At 73.8% G+C, this 17,468-nt stretch carries 18 protein-coding genes, 1 tRNA gene and 1 pseudogene; 14 read left to right on the top strand and 6 right to left on the bottom strand.

Going from position 1 to position 17,468, the window contains the following annotated elements; genetic code table 11:
* Positions 1-224 precede the first annotated feature (224 nt).
* The 13 genes from ACIP93_RS08450 to ACIP93_RS08390 all read left to right on the top strand — a co-directional run bounded on the left by ACIP93_RS08450 (position 225) and on the right by ACIP93_RS08390 (position 12,461).
* Positions 225-638: an NADH-quinone oxidoreductase subunit A gene (locus ACIP93_RS08450; protein ID WP_401757031.1), complete on the top strand. Its 414-nt coding sequence runs from the start codon at positions 225-227 to the stop codon at positions 636-638.
* Positions 629-1,312 (top strand): NADH-quinone oxidoreductase subunit B, encoded by a 684-nt coding sequence (locus tag ACIP93_RS08445; protein WP_401756825.1) that lies wholly within the window; start codon positions 629-631, stop codon positions 1,310-1,312. The genes ACIP93_RS08450 and ACIP93_RS08445 overlap by 10 nt, the downstream gene beginning before the upstream one ends.
* A complete protein-coding gene (locus ACIP93_RS08440; RefSeq protein WP_401756823.1) occupies positions 1,309-2,703 on the top strand; it encodes an NADH-quinone oxidoreductase subunit C in 1,395 nt (464 codons plus the stop codon). Before ACIP93_RS08445 ends, ACIP93_RS08440 begins: the two co-directional genes overlap by 4 nt.
* Entirely contained in the window at positions 2,700-3,668 is a 969-nt protein-coding gene (locus ACIP93_RS08435) for an NADH-quinone oxidoreductase subunit H (protein WP_401756821.1), read from the top strand. Before ACIP93_RS08440 ends, ACIP93_RS08435 begins: the two co-directional genes overlap by 4 nt.
* A 2-nt stretch (positions 3,669-3,670) precedes the next feature.
* Positions 3,671-4,294: an NADH-quinone oxidoreductase subunit I gene (locus ACIP93_RS08430; RefSeq protein ID WP_345228982.1), complete on the top strand. Its 624-nt coding sequence runs from the start codon at positions 3,671-3,673 to the stop codon at positions 4,292-4,294.
* Positions 4,291-4,941 (top strand): NADH-quinone oxidoreductase subunit J, encoded by a 651-nt coding sequence (locus ACIP93_RS08425; RefSeq protein ID WP_401756819.1) that lies wholly within the window; start codon positions 4,291-4,293, stop codon positions 4,939-4,941. The genes ACIP93_RS08430 and ACIP93_RS08425 overlap by 4 nt, the downstream gene beginning before the upstream one ends.
* A complete protein-coding gene (nuoK, locus tag ACIP93_RS08420) occupies positions 4,941-5,360 on the top strand; it encodes an NADH-quinone oxidoreductase subunit NuoK (protein WP_401756817.1) in 420 nt (139 codons plus the stop codon). The genes ACIP93_RS08425 and nuoK overlap by 1 nt, the downstream gene beginning before the upstream one ends.
* A complete protein-coding gene (locus ACIP93_RS08415) occupies positions 5,357-7,432 on the top strand; it encodes an NADH-quinone oxidoreductase subunit L (RefSeq protein WP_401756815.1) in 2,076 nt (691 codons plus the stop codon). The genes nuoK and ACIP93_RS08415 overlap by 4 nt, the downstream gene beginning before the upstream one ends.
* A gap of 3 nt (positions 7,433-7,435) precedes the next feature.
* Complete coding sequence (locus ACIP93_RS08410) at positions 7,436-9,019, top strand: NuoM family protein (protein WP_401756813.1); 1,584 nt, start codon at positions 7,436-7,438, stop codon at positions 9,017-9,019.
* A gap of 17 nt (positions 9,020-9,036) precedes the next feature.
* Positions 9,037-10,647, top strand: a complete 1,611-nt coding sequence (locus ACIP93_RS08405) for an NADH-quinone oxidoreductase subunit N (protein ID WP_401757029.1) — start codon at positions 9,037-9,039, stop codon at positions 10,645-10,647.
* Positions 10,648-10,805: 158 nt separating this feature from the next.
* Positions 10,806-11,669, top strand: coding sequence for a zinc metalloprotease HtpX (gene htpX / locus ACIP93_RS08400; protein WP_345228977.1), 864 nt, complete (start codon positions 10,806-10,808; stop codon positions 11,667-11,669).
* Complete coding sequence (locus ACIP93_RS08395; RefSeq protein ID WP_401756810.1) at positions 11,666-12,058, top strand: YccF domain-containing protein; 393 nt, start codon at positions 11,666-11,668, stop codon at positions 12,056-12,058. The genes htpX and ACIP93_RS08395 overlap by 4 nt, the downstream gene beginning before the upstream one ends.
* A 130-nt stretch (positions 12,059-12,188) precedes the next feature.
* Complete coding sequence (locus ACIP93_RS08390; protein WP_345228975.1) at positions 12,189-12,461, top strand: GlsB/YeaQ/YmgE family stress response membrane protein; 273 nt, start codon at positions 12,189-12,191, stop codon at positions 12,459-12,461.
* On the opposite strand, the gene ACIP93_RS08385 is transcribed toward ACIP93_RS08390, so the two are convergent.
* From ACIP93_RS08385 to ACIP93_RS08375, 3 genes are all read right to left on the bottom strand, one after another.
* Positions 12,450-13,115: an alpha-ketoglutarate-dependent dioxygenase AlkB family protein gene (locus ACIP93_RS08385; RefSeq protein WP_401756808.1), complete on the bottom strand. Its 666-nt coding sequence runs from the start codon at positions 13,113-13,115 to the stop codon at positions 12,450-12,452. The genes ACIP93_RS08390 and ACIP93_RS08385 overlap by 12 nt on opposite strands.
* Positions 13,112-13,654: a methylated-DNA--[protein]-cysteine S-methyltransferase gene (locus tag ACIP93_RS08380; protein ID WP_401756807.1), complete on the bottom strand. Its 543-nt coding sequence runs from the start codon at positions 13,652-13,654 to the stop codon at positions 13,112-13,114. The genes ACIP93_RS08385 and ACIP93_RS08380 overlap by 4 nt, the downstream gene beginning before the upstream one ends.
* Before the next feature lie 180 nt (positions 13,655-13,834).
* Positions 13,835-14,323 (bottom strand): YajQ family cyclic di-GMP-binding protein, encoded by a 489-nt coding sequence (locus ACIP93_RS08375; protein WP_189821138.1) that lies wholly within the window; start codon positions 14,321-14,323, stop codon positions 13,835-13,837.
* Between the two features lie 214 nt (positions 14,324-14,537).
* On the opposite strand from ACIP93_RS08375, the gene ACIP93_RS08370 reads away from it, so the two are divergent.
* Positions 14,538-14,619: transfer RNA gene (locus tag ACIP93_RS08370), tRNA-Tyr, on the top strand.
* A gap of 312 nt (positions 14,620-14,931) precedes the next feature.
* On the opposite strand, the pseudogene ACIP93_RS08365 reads toward ACIP93_RS08370, so the two are convergent.
* The 3 genes and pseudogenes from ACIP93_RS08365 to ACIP93_RS08355 all read right to left on the bottom strand — a co-directional run.
* Positions 14,932-15,237: pseudogene (locus ACIP93_RS08365) on the bottom strand (GyrI-like domain-containing protein); the annotation flags it as partial.
* 126 nt (positions 15,238-15,363) lie between these two features.
* Entirely contained in the window at positions 15,364-16,020 is a 657-nt protein-coding gene (locus ACIP93_RS08360) for an SDR family oxidoreductase (RefSeq protein WP_345228971.1), read from the bottom strand.
* 130 nt (positions 16,021-16,150) lie between these two features.
* On the bottom strand, positions 16,151-17,425 hold the full coding sequence (locus ACIP93_RS08355; protein WP_401756804.1) for an amidohydrolase family protein: 1,275 nt from the start codon (positions 17,423-17,425) through the stop codon (positions 16,151-16,153).
* Between the last annotated feature and the right edge of the window lie 43 nt (positions 17,426-17,468).

Genomic DNA, 17,468 nt, shown 5'->3' with positions numbered 1-17,468 from the left:
ACCCCCCCCCGCCGGGCCCGCTGGCTCGTACGCGACTGCTTACCAAGGGTTTACCAGGCCCTAGACTCCCGTGTCGTACAGATCGACGACGGACGGCGCCCCGAACGGCGGGAGCCGCGAGGCCAGGGAGCGAGGTTCGGGACGTGCCGGAACCGACCGTGCCGATCCAGGCGGCAACCCACCACGCGGCGGCGGCCGATCACGCGGCGGCAGCCGATCACGTGATGGCGGCCGACCACGCGGTGGTGGCCGATCACGCGGTGGTGGCCGCCTCCTACTTCCAGAGCTACTCGGTCGTCGGCCTGCTCGCCGTGATCGGCGTGCTCTTCGTCGCCGTGGCGTTCGGCGCGGGCCGCCTGCTGCGCCCGGTCGTGCCCACTCCCGAGAAGCTCCTGACGTACGAGTGCGGAGTCGACCCCGTCGGCGACGGCTGGGCGCACACCCAGGTCCGCTACTACGTCTACGCGTTCCTGTACGTGATCTTCGCCGTCGACGCGATCTTCCTCTTCCCGTGGGCGACGGTGTTCGCGGCGCCCGGATACGGCGCCACGACGCTGGTCGAGATGTTCGTCTTCCTCGGCTTCCTGGCCGTGGGTCTGCTGTACGCATACAAGAAGGGCGTCCTCGAATGGACGTGACCCCTGAGCCCCAGTCCGCCCCGGAGCCCCAGCCGCTCCCGGAACCGCGGCGCCTGGGAGTCCTCTCCCGCCTGGCCCCCGAGCCGATGAAGGTGGTCCTCAACTGGGGCCGCCGCTACAGCCTCTGGGTCTTCAACTTCGGCCTGGCCTGCTGCGCCATCGAGTTCATCGCGGCTTCCATGGCCCGCCACGACTTCATCCGGCTCGGCGTGATCCCCTTCGCGCCGGGCCCGCGCCAGGCCGACCTGATGGTCGTCTCGGGCACGGTCACCGACAAGATGGCCCCGGCCGTCAAGCGCCTGTACGAGCAGATGCCGGAGCCCAAGTACGTCATCTCCTTCGGCGCCTGCTCCAACTGCGGCGGCCCCTACTGGGACTCGTACTCCGTCACCAAGGGCGTCGACCAGATCATCCCGGTGGACGTGTACGTCCCGGGCTGCCCGCCGCGCCCCGAGGCGCTCCTGCAGGGCATCCTCAAACTCCAGGAGAAGATCGCCCGCGAGTCCCTGGCGGACCGCTACGGGGACGCGCCCGCCCGTCCGTCCGCCGCCTCCCTGCGCAGCGGCCTGCTTCCGCCCCCGCCCGCCCCGGGCACGGCCTCCCCCGGTACGGACACGGGGCCGTCCGCCTCCGGTACGGGAGCCACCGACGCGTCCGGAGGCGGGGCCCGATGACGATCGCCCACGACGGCCTGCCCGAGAACGTCACCGAGGTCTTCGGCCCGGAGGCCCGCGCCGAGCGCGCGTACGACCTGCTGACGGTCGACGTGCCGCCCGGCGCCTGGATCTCCGCCCTCGAAACCGCCCGCACCGAGCTGGCCTGCACCTACTTCGACTGGCTGAGCGCGGTCGACGAACCCGGCACGGGCTTCCTCGTCTCCGCCCACATCGTCTCCCTCGAAGGCCGTACGGTCCGCCGCCTGCTCGTGCGCACCACGGTCCCGCACTCCGCTCCCGCCCTGCCCACCGCGGTGGACGTCTTCGCGGGCGCGGCCTGGCACGAGCGCGAGACGCACGAGATGTTCGGCATCGACTTCACCGGCCACCCGCACCTGGCCCCGCTCCTGCTCCCGGACACCTTCGAGGGCCACCCCCTGCGCAAGGACTTCGTCCTGGCCGCCCGGGTGGCGAAGGCGTGGCCGGGCGCGAAGGAACCCGGCGAGTCCGAGCACGGCGGCCCCAAGCGCCGCCAGATGCTCCCCCCGGGCGTCCCCGACCCGAACGAATGGGGCCCCCTCAAGGGCCAGCTCCCGGCCGCCCCGGCCCGCCCGGCCCGCGCCCCTCGCACGGCAGGCGCAGCCCCGGCGACGGACCGCCCCGCCCGCCGCACCCGCACCGCGGGCGAGGGCTCGGCGTCGCAGGCCGAGGGTGCGGCTCCGGTCCGTCGCACCCGCACCGCGGGTGAAGGCTCGGCGTCGCAGGCCGAGGGCGCGGCTCCGCTCCGCCGTTCCCGTTCGGCGAGCGCGGGCTCGGCGTCGCAGGCCGCGCCGGGGGAGACGTCCGCCGCTCCGGACACGCCCGAGGCCGCCCCGGCACGCCCGCCGCGCCGCAACCGCACCGCGAGCGAGGGCTCAGCCTCCCAGACCGCCCCTGCCGTCCCCGCGTCCCCCGACACCCCTGTGCCCCCCGCCGACCCCGTTGCCCCCGACGCCCCCGACGCCCTCGGCCCCCTCGCGCCCGACGCCGGCAGCTCCCTTGGGCGGCGGGGCCGCCCCCCGGGGGCGGAACGGGCGGGCAAGGGGGCGGCCCCCGGCGGAGCCGAACCCCCCGTCACCCCCCGGCCCGCTCCCGACGCCGCCGCACCCCCCGCCGCCCCCCGGTCCGCCCCCGACCCCGCCTCCCCGCCCCGCCCCCCGGCGACCTCGGACGCCCCCTGGCACCACGCCCGCCCGGCCTTCGAGACCCCCGACCCGGGGCCCGGTCCCGGGACCGAACCCGGTCCCGCGGCCGAAGGGGCCGCGCCGGACAGCCCTCCGGACACGGACGCCCCGAAAAGCCGCAACGCCCCCGACGACACCCCCGACGACCACACCCCCGACACCCCCGCCGGAGGCGATCCCGCGTGAACGACGTACTCGACGTCGCCCTCCGCCTGCTCCTCGTCTTCGTGCTGTTCCTGGTCCTGCCCCTCCTGGTCGGCCAGACCGAGCACAAGGTGATGGCCCACATGCAGGGCCGCCTCGGCCCCATGTACGCCGGCGGCTTCCACGGCTGGGCCCAGCTCGTCGCCGACGGCGTGAAGTTCGCGCAGAAGGAGGACGTCGTACCGGCCGGCGCCGACCGCCGCGTCTTCCAGCTCGCCCCCGCCGTCGCCCTCCTCCCGTACCTCCTGGTCCTGCTCGTCATCCCGGTCGGCCCGAGCGAGTCCGCCGTCGGCCAGCAGATCGACGCGGGCATCTTCTACGTACTGGCCGTCATGGGCGTCGGCGTCCTCGGCTCCCTGATGGCGGGCTGGGCGTCGGCGAACAAGTTCTCCCTGCTGGGCGGCCTGCGCACCGCCGCCCAGCTCCTCGCGTACGAACTCCCCATGCTGCTGGCCGCCGCCTCGGTGGCCATGGCGGCGGGCACGCTCTCCCTCCCCGGCATCCTCGACGCCTGGCAGTGGTGGTGGCTGCCCTGGCAGTTGACCGGCGCGTTCGTCTTCTTCACGGCGGGCCTCGCCGAGCTGCAACGGCCCCCCTTCGACGCCCCGATCGCCGATTCGGAGATCATCTTCGGCGCGTACACGGAGTACACGGGCCTGCGCTTCGCCCTGTTCCTGCTCGCCGAGTACGCCGGCATCGTGATCGTCTGCGGCCTCACCACCGTCCTCTTCCTCGGCGGCTGGCACGGCCCCTGGAGTGCCGACGGGCTCGGCTGGGTCTGGACCCTGCTCAAGACCGCCGTCCTGGCCTTCGTCGTCATCTGGCTCCGCGTCAGCTATCCCCGCCTGCGCGAGGACCAGCTCCAGAAGCTGTCCTGGACCGTGCTCATCCCGCTCGCACTCGCGCAGATCGCGCTCACCGGCATCGTGAAGGTGGCGATCCAGTAGCCATGGCTGAGAACCTCCCGCCCACCCGGCCCCGCATCCCCGGCAGCGGCCTGGCCAAGGGCCTGGCCGTCACCCTCCGCACGATGACGAAGAAGACCGTCACCGCGCAGTACCCCGAGACGCAGCCCGAACTCCCGCCCCGCACCCGCGGCGTGATCGGCCTCTTCGAGGAGAACTGCACGGTGTGCATGCTGTGCGCCCGCGAGTGCCCCGACTGGTGCATCTACATCGACTCCCACAAGGAGACGGTGCCGCCCGCCGCCCCCGGCGGCCGCGAGCGCAGCCGCAACGTGCTCGACCGCTTCGCCATCGACTTCTCGCTCTGCATGTACTGCGGGATCTGCATCGAGGTGTGCCCCTTCGACGCGCTCTTCTGGTCGCCGGAGTTCGAGTACGCGGAGACCGACATCCACGAACTCACCCACGAGCGCGACAAGCTCCGCGAGTGGATGTGGACGGTTCCGGAGCCGCCCGCCCTCGATCCCGGCGCGGAGGAACCCAAGGAGATCGCGGCCGCCCGCAAGGCCGCCGAAAAACTCGCCGCCGCCCAGCAGACGGAAACCGCGGCCCCGCACCGGGCCGAGGCCACGCCGCGGGACCGCACGGAACAGGAGGGGCCGGCGTGATCCCCACGACCCTCATCCCCGACCCCGCCCTCCCCCTCGCCGCCGCCGGCCCCGGCTTCCTCTCCCCGACCGGCGTCGAGATCGCCTTCCTCCTCGTCGGCCTGGTCACCCTCGGCGCGGCCGTCATCACCGTCACCACCAGGCAACTGGTGCACGCCGCCCTCTGGCTGGTCGTGGCCCTCGGCGGTCTCGCCGTCGAGTACCTGCTCCTCACCGCCGAGTTCATCGCCTGGGTCCAGGTCCTGATCTACGTCGGCTCGGTCGTCGTCCTCCTGCTCTTCGGCCTGATGCTCACCAGGGCCCCCATCGGCCGCTCCCCGGACGCCGACTCGGGCAACCGCCCCGTCGCCCTCGCGGTCGCCCTCGCAGCGGCAGCCGCCCTGGTCTGGGTGGTCGTCGACGCGTTCCGCACGACCTGGATCGACCTCGAAGGCCCCGCCCAGGGCGCCACCGAGGTCACCGGCGAGATCCTCTTCCAGCACTGGGTGCTGCCCTTCGAGGCCCTCTCGGTCCTGCTGCTGGCCGCCCTGGTCGGCGCCATCGTCCTCTCCCGCAAGCACCGGGCGGCGGCCGAAGCCGGGACCTCCGCCCCCGAGCCGACGAAGAAGACCTCCGCCCCCGAGCCGACGAAGAAGGAGCAGCGCTGATGCACCTCGCCTACCCGGCCGTCCTCGCCGCCCTCCTCTTCTGTGTCGGCCTCTACGGAGTCCTCGCCCGCCGCAACGCGATCCTGGTCCTGATGTCCGTCGAGCTGATGCTCAACGCCGTCAACCTCAACCTGGTCGCCTTCGACGTCTGGCTCCGCGACGCCCTGCACGGCGGCCAGGCCCTCACGCTCTTCACCATCGCCGTCGCCGCCGCCGAGATCGGCATCGGCCTGGCCATCGTCCTGATGGTCCACCGCAACCGCGGCACGTCGGACATCGACAGACTCCGCGACACCACCGAAACCGCCGAGGCCGACGACCCCGACGAAGACGACGCGGCCGAAAGCGACGCGGCCGACGACGCGACCCCCCACGCCCCGGCACCGAAGGCCCCGAAGGCAGCGGAGGCCGCCGCGTGACCACCACGACCCTCGCCGTCCTCGTCCCCCTCCTGCCGTTCCTCGGCGCGGTCGCAGGCCTGCTCCTGGGCCGGACCGCCCCCGGCTTCGTCCGCCCGCTGGCCATCCTCCCGACGCTCGCCGCGCTCGCCCTGGCGGTCACCGTCGCCGTGCACCAGGGCGGCGGGAAGGCCGTCGACGCCGCCACCCGCCTCACCCCGACCGGCGGCGTCCCCGTCGACCTGGCCCTGCACGTCGACGGCTTCGCCGCCCTGGTCGCCGTCCTGGTGACCGTCGTCGCGACCTGCGTCCAGGTCTACTCGACGGCCTACCTCCGCGACGACCCCCGCTACGCCTCCTACGCGGCCCTGGTCTCCCTCTTCACCTCCGCGATGCTGCTCGTCGTCTACTCCGGCGACCTGATGGTGCTGCTGGTCGGCTGGGAGATCATGGGCATCTGCTCGTACTTCCTGGTCGGCCACTACTGGGAGACGCCCCAGGCCCGCGCCGCCTCCCTCAAGGCCTTCCTGATCACCAAGCTCGGCGACGTCCCCTTCCTGTTCGGCCTCTTCGCGCTCGCCGCCGACGCGGGCACCTTCCGCATCACCGGCGTCCTCGACGCCGTCGCCACGGGCGGCCTCGACCACCCCACCCTCATCGCCCTCCTCCTCGTCGCGGGCGTCGCGGGCAAGTCCGCCCAGTTCCCCCTCCACACCTGGCTGCCGGACGCGATGGCGGGCCCCACGCCCGTCTCCGCGCTGATCCACGCCGCGACGATGGTCGCCGCCGGTGTCTACTTCGTGGCCCGCCTCCTGCCCGTCTTCGCGGCCTCCGCCGCCGCGATGACCGTGCTCGCCGTCATGGCCGCCGTCACGATGGTCGGCTCGGCCCTCGCCGCGCTCGCCCAGGACGACATCAAGCGGGTCCTGGCGTACTCGACGATCGGCCAGCTCGGCTACATGACCGGCGCCCTCGCCGTCGGCGACCGCGGGGCCGCCGTCTTCCACCTCCTGACGCACGGCGCCTTCAAGGCGCTCCTCTTCCTCGGCGCCGGCGTGATCATCCACGCGGCCGGCACCAACTCCCTGGCCGCCATGTCCCGCATGGGCGGCCTGCCCAAGCGCATCCCGGACGCCTACTGGACGATGACGATCGCGCTCCTCGCGCTCGCCGCCATCCCGCCGTTCGCGGGCTTCTTCTCCAAGGAAGCGGTCCTGGTCGCCGCCGAGCACACCGCCCTCGGCGACTCCGCCACCAGCCCCATCGGCGCGGGCTGGATCGTCCTGATCGCCGGACTGCTCACCGCCCTCCTCACCGCCGCCTACGCCACCCGCCTCTGGCTCCTCGCCTTCCGCGGCCACGGACCCGCCGCCCCCGCCCTTCCCCAAGCTCTCGACTCCGTTCGAGCGGGGGAGACCCCACCCAGGCAGCCGCTCGCCATGAGCGCCGTCCTGTGGGTGCTCGCCGTCCCCTCCCTCGCCCTCGGTCTCGCCGTCGGCCGCCTCGCCGGCTGGTTCGACGTCACCTCCCTCGCCCCGACCGTCACCACCGCCGTCCTCTCCACCGGCGTCGCAGCGGTCGGCGGGATCATGACGTACGCCTCCTGGCGCGCCCTGCGCTACAAGGCCGGCACCAACGTCCCCCTGGGCGCGGTCGCCGCCCATCCCCAGGCCCTCGATTCCGTACGAGCAGGGGAGACCCCGCCCGACGCCGACCCCGCCGCCTCCGAGGTGGAGGCCATCGCCACCCACGAGGCCGTCCACGGCAGCGTCGCCTCGGCCCCCGACCCCGGCGACCCCGGCCGCCTCCTGCTCGGCCCCCTGCACCGCCACGCCGCCACCGGCTTCCACCTGGACGCCCTCTACGTCGCCCTCTTCGTCCGCCCCGTGCGCGCCGGCGCCGAACTGGTCCGGTTCCTCGACCGCGAGGTCGTCGACACCTACGTCCGCGCCGCCGGCGCCCTCCCGCGTCTGCTCGGCACCGCCGTCCGCCGCGCCCAGACCGGCAACGTCCAGACCTACCTGGCCGCCCTGCTCGCCGGTTCCGTCGTCCTGGCGATCGCCGCCGTCCTCGTCGCCGCAGCCGGAGCGTGAGCCATGATCGGTATCAGTGAATCCGTGATGCAGTTCCTTCTGGCGTTGATCGTCCTCGGCCCGCTCGTCGGCGCCGTCGCCGCCCTCCTCCCGGCCCCGCCCGGGCTGCGGGGAAAGTCCCCGGACCAGGCCGTGCTCCGCCACGGCGTCGTCGTCACCGGCGCGGTCCTCGTCGCCGCGATCGTCCTCGCGCTCGCCTTCGACCACGACCACCCCGCGAAGATGCAGGCCAACACGGACATCAGCTGGATCCCGGCGCTCGACGTCCGCCTCCACCTCGGCATCGACGGCATCTCGCTCCCCCTCCTCCTCCTGACCGCGCTCCTGACCTTCCTCTGCGCGCTCCACAGCTGGTTCCATCCGCCCAAGGGCCCGTCGCCCAAGGCCTTCGTCGCACTCCTCCTCGTCCTGGAGACCGGCACCCTCGCCACCTTCGCCGTCCTGGACCTGATCCTGTTCTTCCTGGCCTTCGAGACGGTCCTCGTCCCGATGTACTTCCTGATCGCCCGCTGGGGCGGCGCCCAACGGACCCGGGCGGCCGGGAAGTTCATCCTCTACACCCTGCTCGGCTCCGTCGTGATGCTGCTCGGCCTCCTCCTCATCGGCCTGAAGTCCGGCACGTTCGACATGGTGGCACTCGCCACTGACAACGGCCGTGGCCTCACCACATCCGTGCAGGTCACCGCAGTTCTGGCGATCGCCGTCGGCCTCGCCGTGAAGGCCCCGATGTGGCCCCTGCACAGCTGGCTCCCGGACGCCCACACCGCCGCCCCCACCGTCGGCTCGGTCCTGCTGGCCGGCGTCCTGCTGAAGATGGGCACGTACGGCTTCGTCCGCATCGCCCTGCCGATCGCCCCCGACGGCATGCACACCTTCGCGCCCTACCTCGCCGCGTTCGCCGTCGTCGGCATCCTCTACGGCTCCCTCGCCTGCCTCTCCCTGGCCCGCAAGGGCAACAAGGGCGACCTGAAACGCCTCATCGCCTACTCCTCCGTCGGCCACATGGGCTTCGTCCTCCTCGGCATCGCCTCCATGACCCCCACCGGCGTCAACGGCGCGCTCTTCGCCAACATCGCCCACGGCCTCATCACCGGCCTGCTCTTCTTCCTGGTCGGCGCCCTCAAGGACCGTTACGGCACCGCCGACCTCGACACCCTCGCCGGGGCCACCGGCGCCGCCCTCTACGGCCGCGCCCCCCGCCTCGGCGGCCTCCTCGCCTTCGCCGCGGTCGCCTCGCTCGGCCTGCCCGGGCTCGCCGGGTTCTGGGGCGAGATGCTGACGATGTTCGGCGCGTTCGACCCCGCCGAGGGCCTCAGCCGCCCCGCCTTCCTCACCTTCATGGCCCTCGCCGGTCTCGGCACGCTGCTCACCGCCGCGTACCTCCTGGTCGTCGTCCGCCGCGTCTGCATGGGAGACCCGGGGGAGCGGCCCGCGGAAACCCCCGCCGTCGCCGACGTCCGGCGCCACGAATACGCCACCTGGACCCCCCTCGTCGCCCTCACCGTCCTCGCCGGCCTCTGGCCCGCAGTCCTCCTCGGCCTGACCGACCCGGCCGTCCAGAAGCTCCTCGCAGGAGGCAAGTCGTGACCGTGGCCAGCCACGCCGTGACCCTGGCCGCGCAGGCCGCCGAACCCGTCCACGCGGCCGCCCCGGCCGCGAGCCTCGTCCAGTCCGTCGACTGGCTCGCCGTCGCCCCGCCCGTCGTGGCGGCCGTCGCCGCGCTCCTGGTCCTGGTCGCCGACCTGTTCGTACGAGAGGGCCGCAAGCACCTCCTGGGCCTCGGCGCCGTCGCGGGCCTCGTCGTGTCCCTGGCCGCCCTGCTGCCCCTGCGCGGCGCGACCCGCAAGACCTTCTGCCTGGTCACCGACACCACGGTGTGCAGCTACACGGTCGACCGGTTCGCCCTGGTCGTCCAGGCCCTGGTCCTCGCCGGCGCCCTGGTCGCCGCCCTCCTGTCCCTCACCCTCACCAAGGACGACGAGGACCTCCCCGCGGGCGAGTACTGGTTCCTGCTGCTGTCCTCCGCCGCCGGCGCGGCCCTCCTCCCGGCCGCCCGCGACCTCGCCACCCTCGTCGTCGCCCTCGAAGTCGCCTCGCTGCCCGCGTTCGCCCTCGTCGGCCTGCGCCGCGGCGACCGGCGCTCCTCCGAAGCGGCCCTGAAGTTCTTCCTGTCCTCCGTGACCGCGACCGCCGTGCTGCTCCTGGGCGTCAGCTTCGTGTACGCCGCGACCGGCAGCCTGCACCTCACCGAGATCGCCACCCGCCTCGACAACGTCCCCGCCCAGCTGGACACCCTCGCGCAGGCGGGCGTCGCCCTCACCCTCGTCGGCTTCGCCTTCAAGACGGCGGCCGCGCCCTTCCACTTCTGGGTGCCCGACACCTACGTCGGCGCGCCCCTGCCCGTCGCCGCCTACCTCTCCGTCACCGGAAAGGCGGTCGGCTTCTCCGGGCTCGTCCTGGTCACCGTCGTCGCGTTCCCCTCGTACGCCGACGTGTGGGGCCCGGCGCTCGCCGTCCTCGCCGCCCTGACGATGACCGTCGGCAACGTGGCCGCCCTGCGCCAGAGCGCCGCCCGCGCGCGCGGCGCCGTCCGCCTCCTCGCCTGGTCCTCCGTCGGCCAGGCCGGCTACCTGCTGGTGCCGATCGCCGCCGCCGCGTACACCAGCGACGTCCAGATCGGCTCCACCGTCGCGTACGCCCTGATGTACGCCGTCGTGAACCTCGGCGCCTTCGCCGTCGCCGCCCTCGTCTCCCGTACGCGGCCGGGCGGCCGCCTCACCGACTACCGCGGCCTGTACGCCCGCAGCCCCCTCGCGGCGCTCGCCCTCGCCTTCTTCCTGCTCTGCCTGGCCGGGCTGCCGCCGGGGATCATCGGGCTCGCGGCGAAGGTCACCGTCTTCGCGTCGGCCGTCGACGCGGGCCTGGCCTGGCTGGCCGTCGTCATGGCCGTCAACGTCGTGATCGCGCTCGCCTACTACCTCCGCTGGACCGCCCTCCTCTTCCGCCCGGCGCCTCCCGAGGCGCCCGAGAAGGCGTCGGCACCCGAGGAGGCGTCGGCACCCGAGAAGGCGTCGGCACCCCAGGAGGCGCGAGCGCGCCGGGCGCTCCCCGCCCCCCTCGGCACCGCGATCGTCCTCACCCTGGTCGCCGCCGTCACCCTCTCCGGCGCCCCCCAGCTGATCCTCGACGTGCTCACCGGCTCGCTCTTCCAGTAGGCGGGTACGGCCCGTTCCCCGGACGGCCCAACCCGCTGACCGGTGCACAAGGGAACTAGTGACCCCCGCCTGGCGTTGACCGGTGAGGAAGGGTCCACTGAACGTGGAAGCACCACCCGGTCAGGAGTTCCCCTGCCGCACCACTTGGAGGGCGCACCGTGCACCGCCGGCACAACGGGTTGAAGACAGCCGTACTCCTCGGGGGCCTGTCCGCGCTGATCCTCGTCATCGGCAGCTTCTTCGGCCGTACGGGACTGCTCGTCGCGCTCCTCGTCGCGCTCGGCACCAACGCGTACGCGTACTGGAACAGCGACAAGCTGGCCCTGCGCGCCATGCGCGCCCGCCCGGTCAGCGAGTTCGAGGCCCCCGAGCTCTACCGCATGGTCCGCGAGCTCTCCACGGCCGCCCGCCAGCCCATGCCCCGCCTCTACATCTCGCCGACCCAGGCCCCCAACGCCTTCGCCACCGGCCGCAACCCGCGCAACGCCGCGGTGTGCTGCACCGAAGGCATCCTCCAGATCCTGACCGAACGCGAACTGCGCGGCGTCATCGGGCACGAGCTCAGCCACGTCTACAACCGGGACATCCTGATCTCCTCCGTCGCCGGGGCCCTCGCCTCGGTCGTGATGTTCCTGGTCAACTTCGCCTGGCTGATCCCCGTCGGCAGGTCCAACGACGACGAGGGCCCCGGCGTCTTCGGCATGCTGCTGATCATGATCCTGGGCCCGTTGGCCGCCTCGATCATCCAGCTCGCCGTCAGCCGCTCCCGCGAGTACGAGGCGGACGCCTCCGGCGCGCAGCTCACCGGCGACCCGCTCGCCCTCGCGAGCGCATTGCGCAAGCTGGACGCGGGTACGAAGCAACTGCCGCTGCCTCCCGAACCCCGGATCGAGACCGCGAGCCACATGATGATCGCGAACCCGTTCCGCCCCGGCGAGGGCGCGGCGAAGCTCTTCTCCACCCACCCGCCCATGGCGGAACGCATCGCCCGACTCGAACAGATGGCAGGCCACCGACCGTGAAGACACTCCTCAACCTCATATGGCTGGTCCTGAGCGGCTTCTGGCTCTTCCTGGGGTACCTGCTCGCGGGCCTCCTGCTCTGCGTCACCGTCATCGGCATCCCCTTCGGCCTGGCCGCCTTCCGGATCGGCGTCTACGCCCTGTGGCCCTTCGGGCAGACCGTCGTGGAGCGCCGCGACGCGGGCAGCCCCTCCTGCGTCGGCAACGTCCTGTGGCTCGTCCTGGCGGGCTGGTGGCTGGCGCTCGGCCACGTCGTCACCGGCATCGCGCTGTGCGTCACGATCATCGGCATCCCGTTCGGCATCGCCAACTTCAAGCTGATCCCGGTGTCCCTGCTGCCCCTCGGCAAGGAGATCGTCCCCACCGACCAGCCCTTCGCCGCCCGCTGACCCGGTCGACCCCGGCTGACCTGGCAACCTTCCCGGCACGCGACGCGTCCTCCCGTACGAGAGCGGCCACCGGCGCCACCACGCCGCCCGCCCGCACCACACGGCACACCGCACCCACGGGGGGACCCTCATGAGCATCCTCGGCTGGATCGTCCTCGGCCTGATCGCCGGCGTCATCGCCAAGGTCCTGCTGCCCGGCCGCGACCCCGGCGGGCTGGTCGGCACCACGCTGATCGGCATCGCGGGCGCGTTCATCGGCGGCTGGATCTCCACCCGGTTCCTGGACCGCGAGATCGCCAACCAGTTCTACGACGGCCCGACCTGGATCGCCGCCGTCGGCGGCTCGCTGGTCCTGCTCATCGCGTACCGCATCCTCTTCGGCCACTCCCGCTCACGCCGTTAGCCCCGTCACCCGCAGGGTGACGTTCAGCCGTCCGGCGGCCAGTCCGGTCGCCGGATCGCCCGTCCCCGGCAGCACCTTCGGCACCCCGTGGTACGCGAACCGCGACGGCCCCCCGAAGACGAAGAGGTCCCCCGACCGCAACTCCACGTCCGTGTAAGGGCGTCCCCGCCCCTGCGGATTGCCGAACCGGAACACGCAGCGGTCGCCGATGCTGAACGACACCACCGGCGCCGACGACCGCTCCTCCCGGTCCTGGTGCATCCCCATCCGGGCGTCGCCGTCGTAGAAGTTCACCAGCCCGGCGTCCGGCGCGTACCCGGCGCCGGCCCGCTCGTCCCCGTACGCGTCCGCCACCGCCCGGCGCCCCAGGTCGCCCAGCCACGCGGGGAACTCCGCCACCCCCGCGCCGTTCACGTCGTCCGCCGTGCGCGAGTAGCGGTACGGCTGCCAGTGCCACCCGAGACCCACCGACCGCACCGACATCACCCCGCCGCCGGGCAGCCGCGTGTGCCGCAGCGGCACCGGCCCGGTGGCCCACGCCCGGCACGCCGCCACCAGCCTCCGCTGCTCCGCGGGCGACAGCCACCCCGGAACGTGCACCGCCCCCGGCGCCACCTCCGCCCGCTCCCGGGGCAGCTCGAACAGCTCGCTCACCGCACCGGGCCGCGGGTGCCGTGGGCGCCGTGGGTGTGGAGTTCCAGCTCCAGCAGCAGCCGCTTGCGCTCCAGTCCGCCCGCGTACCCCACCAGCGCCCCGCCCGCCCCCACGATCCGGTGGCACGGCCGCACCACCAGCAGCGGATTGCGCCCGATGGCCGTCCCCACCGCCCGGACCGCAGCCCTGGACGCCCCGATCGACTCGGCGACCTTCCCGTACGAGGTGGTCTCCCCGTACGGGACGCCCTCCACCGCCCCCCACACCCGGCGCTGGAACTCCGTACCCCCGCCGTCCGCGTACGCGAGCTCGAACCGCGTCAGCTCCCCGGCGAAGTACGCCTTCAACTGCGCCGCCGCCTCCCCGAACAGCTCCGGCGCCCGCCGCCACCCGTCCCGGACGACGGCCCCGCCCTTCTGCCCGGGCACCGACAGCGACCGCAGCGCGACCCCGCCGGGCGCCGTGGCGGACTCCTCGCCCACGACCAGCAGTTCGCCCAGCGGGCTGTCGAGGGTCGCGTACACCGTGGTCACGCTCATGACCCCATCCTCTCCGCGCAGTGCTCACCACGCTTCTCGTGTCCGAGTCTGCGCCCGTGCCCGCACCCGGGGCTGGCGGAATTCGGACATGACGCTGCCGCCGGGCGCGCGAAGGGGGCGGGAGCCGGCCCGAAGCCGCCCACCGCCCCCGTCCGAAGGCCCGCGTGCCGTGTCAGAGGCTCAGCGGTAGTTCACGAACTGGATCGCGAAGTCCAGGTCCTTGCCCTTGAGCAGCGCCTGCACGGCCTGCAGGTCGTCCCGGCTCTTGGAGGTGACCCGCAGCTCGTCGCCCTGCACCTGCGCCTTGACGCCCTTGGGGCCCTCGTCGCGGATGATCTTGGCGACCTTCTTGGCGTTGTCCTGCGAGATCCCCTCCTCGATGGAGGCGAAGATCTTGTACTCCTTGCCGGACAGCTGCGGCTCGCCCGCGTCCAGCGACTTCAGCGAGATGCCGCGCTTGACCAGCTTGGTCTCGAAGATGTCGAGGATCGCCTTCACGCGCTCCTCGCCGTTGGCCTGCATCAGGATCTTCTCGCCGGACCAGGAGATGGAGGCGTCCGTGTTCTTGAAGTCGTAACGCTGCGAGATCTCCTTGGCGGCCTGGTTGAGGGCGTTGTCGACCTCCTGCCGCTCGACCTTCGAGACGATGTCGAAACTGGAGTCGGCCATGTCCTGTGGCTCCTTGCATGTGGGTGACGGGTGGGTGCCGGATACGGCGCGGGTGCGGCGCAATCCCTTCGGCGTACGCCGCAAAGCCTAGCCACCCGGACCGGCGGCGGGCGCGGATCAACCGGGTGGCGGAGCACCCCCGGCCATCAGGTATTGTTTACGTCGTCCCCAGGGAAAAGCGCCGCGAGGCGAAGATCCCCAGGTGACACCCCATGGCGGTGTGCCCGAGTGGCCAATGGGAACGGACTGTAAATCCGTCGGCTTAGCCTACCCAGGTTCGAATCCTGGCGCCGCCACAGAAGAAGGCCCCCGAGCAGCGGAAACGCTGACCGGGGGCCTTCGGGTTTCCCGGCTGCGACGGCTCCGGCGCGGCAGGCGCCGATGCGGCGGACCCCGGCGCGGCCGGAACCCGTGCCGCTAGCCGTCCGCGAGGCGGAACGCCAGCCGCGTCTCCCACTTGCCCGGTCCGGCTCGACCCGGGGATCGGTCAGGAACGTCTCCGTCCGGCCCACCCAGTGCTCGCCGTCCCCGGTCCTCGTCATGTCCCACTCCAGGCCCCGCGCGCCCGCCCAGGCGATCAGCTCCCGCGTGACGCCGGTCAGCTCGTCCGGGTGGCCGACGTGCGTCAGCGTCGCGTACCGCCCCGCCGGGAGGGCGTCCGCCCGCACATCCCCCTCCGGCTCCGGTGCGACCGCCACCGGCACCCCCGCCTCGACCTCCAACTCCCCGTCCGCGCCGATCACGTTGTACCGGAAGAACGGGCCGCCGCCCGGTTCGGTTCCCCGCGCCGCCAGCCAGTCGAAGAGCTCCGGGATCCGGTCGGCGACCGGGGCGAAGTGGTCCGCCCGCACCCGCGCCCGGATGCCCACGTAGGGCTGCTCGCCGCGTTCCACGATCTCCGGTTCGTACCGCATGGCACTCCTCAAGTCCGTTGTCCTGCATGGCTGTTGACGGCCGCCCCCGCGCCGGGTGCGGCCGTCACGAGGGACGACTGCGCGGCGGCGCCGAACTCGTCGGTCCCGCCCCGCGGTTGGGCGCCGTCAGTTGCCCGCCACGTCCTTCACCGCCACCGACACCGGCACGCTCCCGCCGATGAGCTCCAGCGTCAGCCCCGCCGTCGACGGCGTCTCCAGCAGCTCCGCCAGCACGGCCGCCACGTCGTCGCGCGCCACCGGCCCGCGCCCCGTCGAGGCGCCCAGCTTCACCAGCCCGGTGCCCGCGTCGTCCGTCAACTGCCCGGGCCTCAGGATCGTCCAGTCCAGGCCGCTGCGCGCCCGTAGGTCCGCGTCCGCCGCGCCCTTGGCGCGCAGGTACACGTCGAAGACCTCGTCGCCGGGGTGCTCGGGATCGGCGCCCATCGAGGACACCAGCACGAAGCGGCGCACCCCGGCCCGCTCCGCCGCCTCCGCGAACGTGACCGCGGCGTCCCGGTCGACGGTGTTCTTGCGGCCGGCCCCGCTGCCCGGACCCGCCCCCGCCGCGAAGACCGCCGCCGTGGCCCCCTCCAGGGCGGCGGCGACCTCCGCCACGGACGCCGACTCCAGGTCGAGGACGACCGGTTCGGCCCCCGCCGACCGCAGGTCCTCGGCCTGCTTCCGGTCGCGGATGATCCCCGCGACCTCGCCTCCGCGCGCGGCGAGCAGACGCTCCAGCCGCAGTGCGATGTGACCATGTCCACCAGCGATGACAGTGCGCATGCCCTCGACCGTACGCCCGCGGGCCCGCCGCCGCCGAGAACGCCGCACACACCCCGCGAACGGGTGGCTCCCCGGCCCCGCCGGACGCCGCGCGGCCCCCCACCGGCGGGGCCCCGCGCGCCCCGGGCCCTCAGGGGCCCGCCTCCGGCCTCCCCTGGCGCGGCAGTCCGCACTCCGCGGCGCCCGCCGCGTCGCCGTACTCGCGCACCGCGCTGGTGCGCGCCACGATCCGTCCCCGGTGCACCACGACCCTGCCGTACGCCAGCGACAGCGCCCCCGCGAGGCGCTCGCCCCGCACCGCCACCAGCTCCGCCGGGAACCCCGCCTCCAGCCGCACCTCGGGCAGCCCCATCGTCTCCCGCGCCGTCGCCGCCACCGTGTCGTACGCGTCCGGCGCGCGCATCCCGCTCTGCGACGCCAGCAGGTACGCCGCCTCCAGCGGATCGCCGCGCCCCACCGGGTTCGCCAGGTCCCGCAGCGCCCCGCTGCCCGCCGCGAGCCGCACCCCGGCCGCCCGCAGCAGCCGGACCGGAGCCACCCCGCGCGCCTCCACGCCCCCGCAGCCGCCCTGCGGCTGGCACACCACGCCCACCCCGGCCGCGGCCAGTTGGTCGGCCGCCCGCGTCGCCACCTGGAGGGGCAGCCGCGCCAGCCCTCCGCACGGACCCACCACCACCCCCGGCCGCAGCCCGCCCGCCATCGCCGCCAGCCGCGCGAGGCGCGCCGGATCGTCACCCCCGGTGTGCAGGTCCACCGGGCACCCGTGCTCGGCCGCCACCTCCAGCACCCGCTCCACGTAGCCCGCCGGATCGGGGTCCAGGTCCGGGCAGCCGCCCACCACCGAGGCGCCCATCTTCACCGCGTCCCGCAGCATCGCCAGGCCGTCCGCCCCGGCCACCCCCGTCAGCAGCCGCGGCACCGCCACCGCCGACAGGTCCACCAGGCCGCGCAGCGCCCGCCGGGCCCGGAGCACCGCCTCCATCGGCCCGAGCCCCTGCACGCCGCCGATCCGCACGTGCGAGCGCAGCGCCGTCGCCCCGTGCCCGAGCTGGAGCAGCGCCGCCCGGGTGGTGCGCCGCTGCACGTCCTGCCGCGTGTACGAGACGGGGCCGCCCCCGTCAGCGGTCAGAGCGGTGTCGCTGTGCGCGTGCGGCTCCGCCGGCGCCGGCAGCAGCAGGAAGCCCGTGAGGTCGATCCGCGCGGCGGTCCGCGCCGGGAGGCTGCCCGCCGTGCCGACCGCCTCGATGCGTCCCTCGCTGATCCGTACGTCCACCGTGCGCCCGTCGGTGAGCCGGGCCCCGCTCAGCAGCAGGGCCCCGGTGCGCTCCGCGCCGCTCGCGCCGGCGCCGGTGCTCGGACCGGAGCTCCCCGGGCGGCGGGACGGCTGCGGCTGGCTGTCGGACATCGCGCTCCTGGCGGGGGCTCGGGCGGAGGGGGGCGCGTCGGCG

It is taken from the genome of Streptomyces sp. NPDC088745 (assembly GCF_044751045.1).
GTDB lineage: Bacteria > Actinomycetota > Actinomycetes > Streptomycetales > Streptomycetaceae > Streptomyces > Streptomyces cremeus.
This window is presented reverse-complemented; position numbering and strand designations above follow the sequence as displayed.

Coding starts and splice junctions, on each gene's coding strand:
- ACIP93_RS08450 (WP_401757031.1), top strand. CDS start 225: ATGGCGGCCGACCACGCGGTGGTGGCCGATCACGCGGTGGTGGCCGCC.
- ACIP93_RS08445 (WP_401756825.1), top strand. CDS start 629: ATGGACGTGACCCCTGAGCCCCAGTCCGCCCCGGAGCCCCAGCCGCTC.
- ACIP93_RS08440 (WP_401756823.1), top strand. CDS start 1,309: ATGACGATCGCCCACGACGGCCTGCCCGAGAACGTCACCGAGGTCTTC.
- ACIP93_RS08430 (WP_345228982.1), top strand. CDS start 3,671: ATGGCTGAGAACCTCCCGCCCACCCGGCCCCGCATCCCCGGCAGCGGC.
- nuoK (WP_401756817.1), top strand. CDS start 4,941: ATGCACCTCGCCTACCCGGCCGTCCTCGCCGCCCTCCTCTTCTGTGTC.
- ACIP93_RS08410 (WP_401756813.1), top strand. CDS start 7,436: ATGATCGGTATCAGTGAATCCGTGATGCAGTTCCTTCTGGCGTTGATC.
- ACIP93_RS08390 (WP_345228975.1), top strand. CDS start 12,189: ATGAGCATCCTCGGCTGGATCGTCCTCGGCCTGATCGCCGGCGTCATC.
- ACIP93_RS08380 (WP_401756807.1), bottom strand. CDS start 13,654: ATGAGCGTGACCACGGTGTACGCGACCCTCGACAGCCCGCTGGGCGAA.
- ACIP93_RS08375 (WP_189821138.1), bottom strand. CDS start 14,323: ATGGCCGACTCCAGTTTCGACATCGTCTCGAAGGTCGAGCGGCAGGAG.
- ACIP93_RS08360 (WP_345228971.1), bottom strand. CDS start 16,020: ATGCGCACTGTCATCGCTGGTGGACATGGTCACATCGCACTGCGGCTG.
- ACIP93_RS08355 (WP_401756804.1), bottom strand. CDS start 17,425: ATGTCCGACAGCCAGCCGCAGCCGTCCCGCCGCCCGGGGAGCTCCGGT.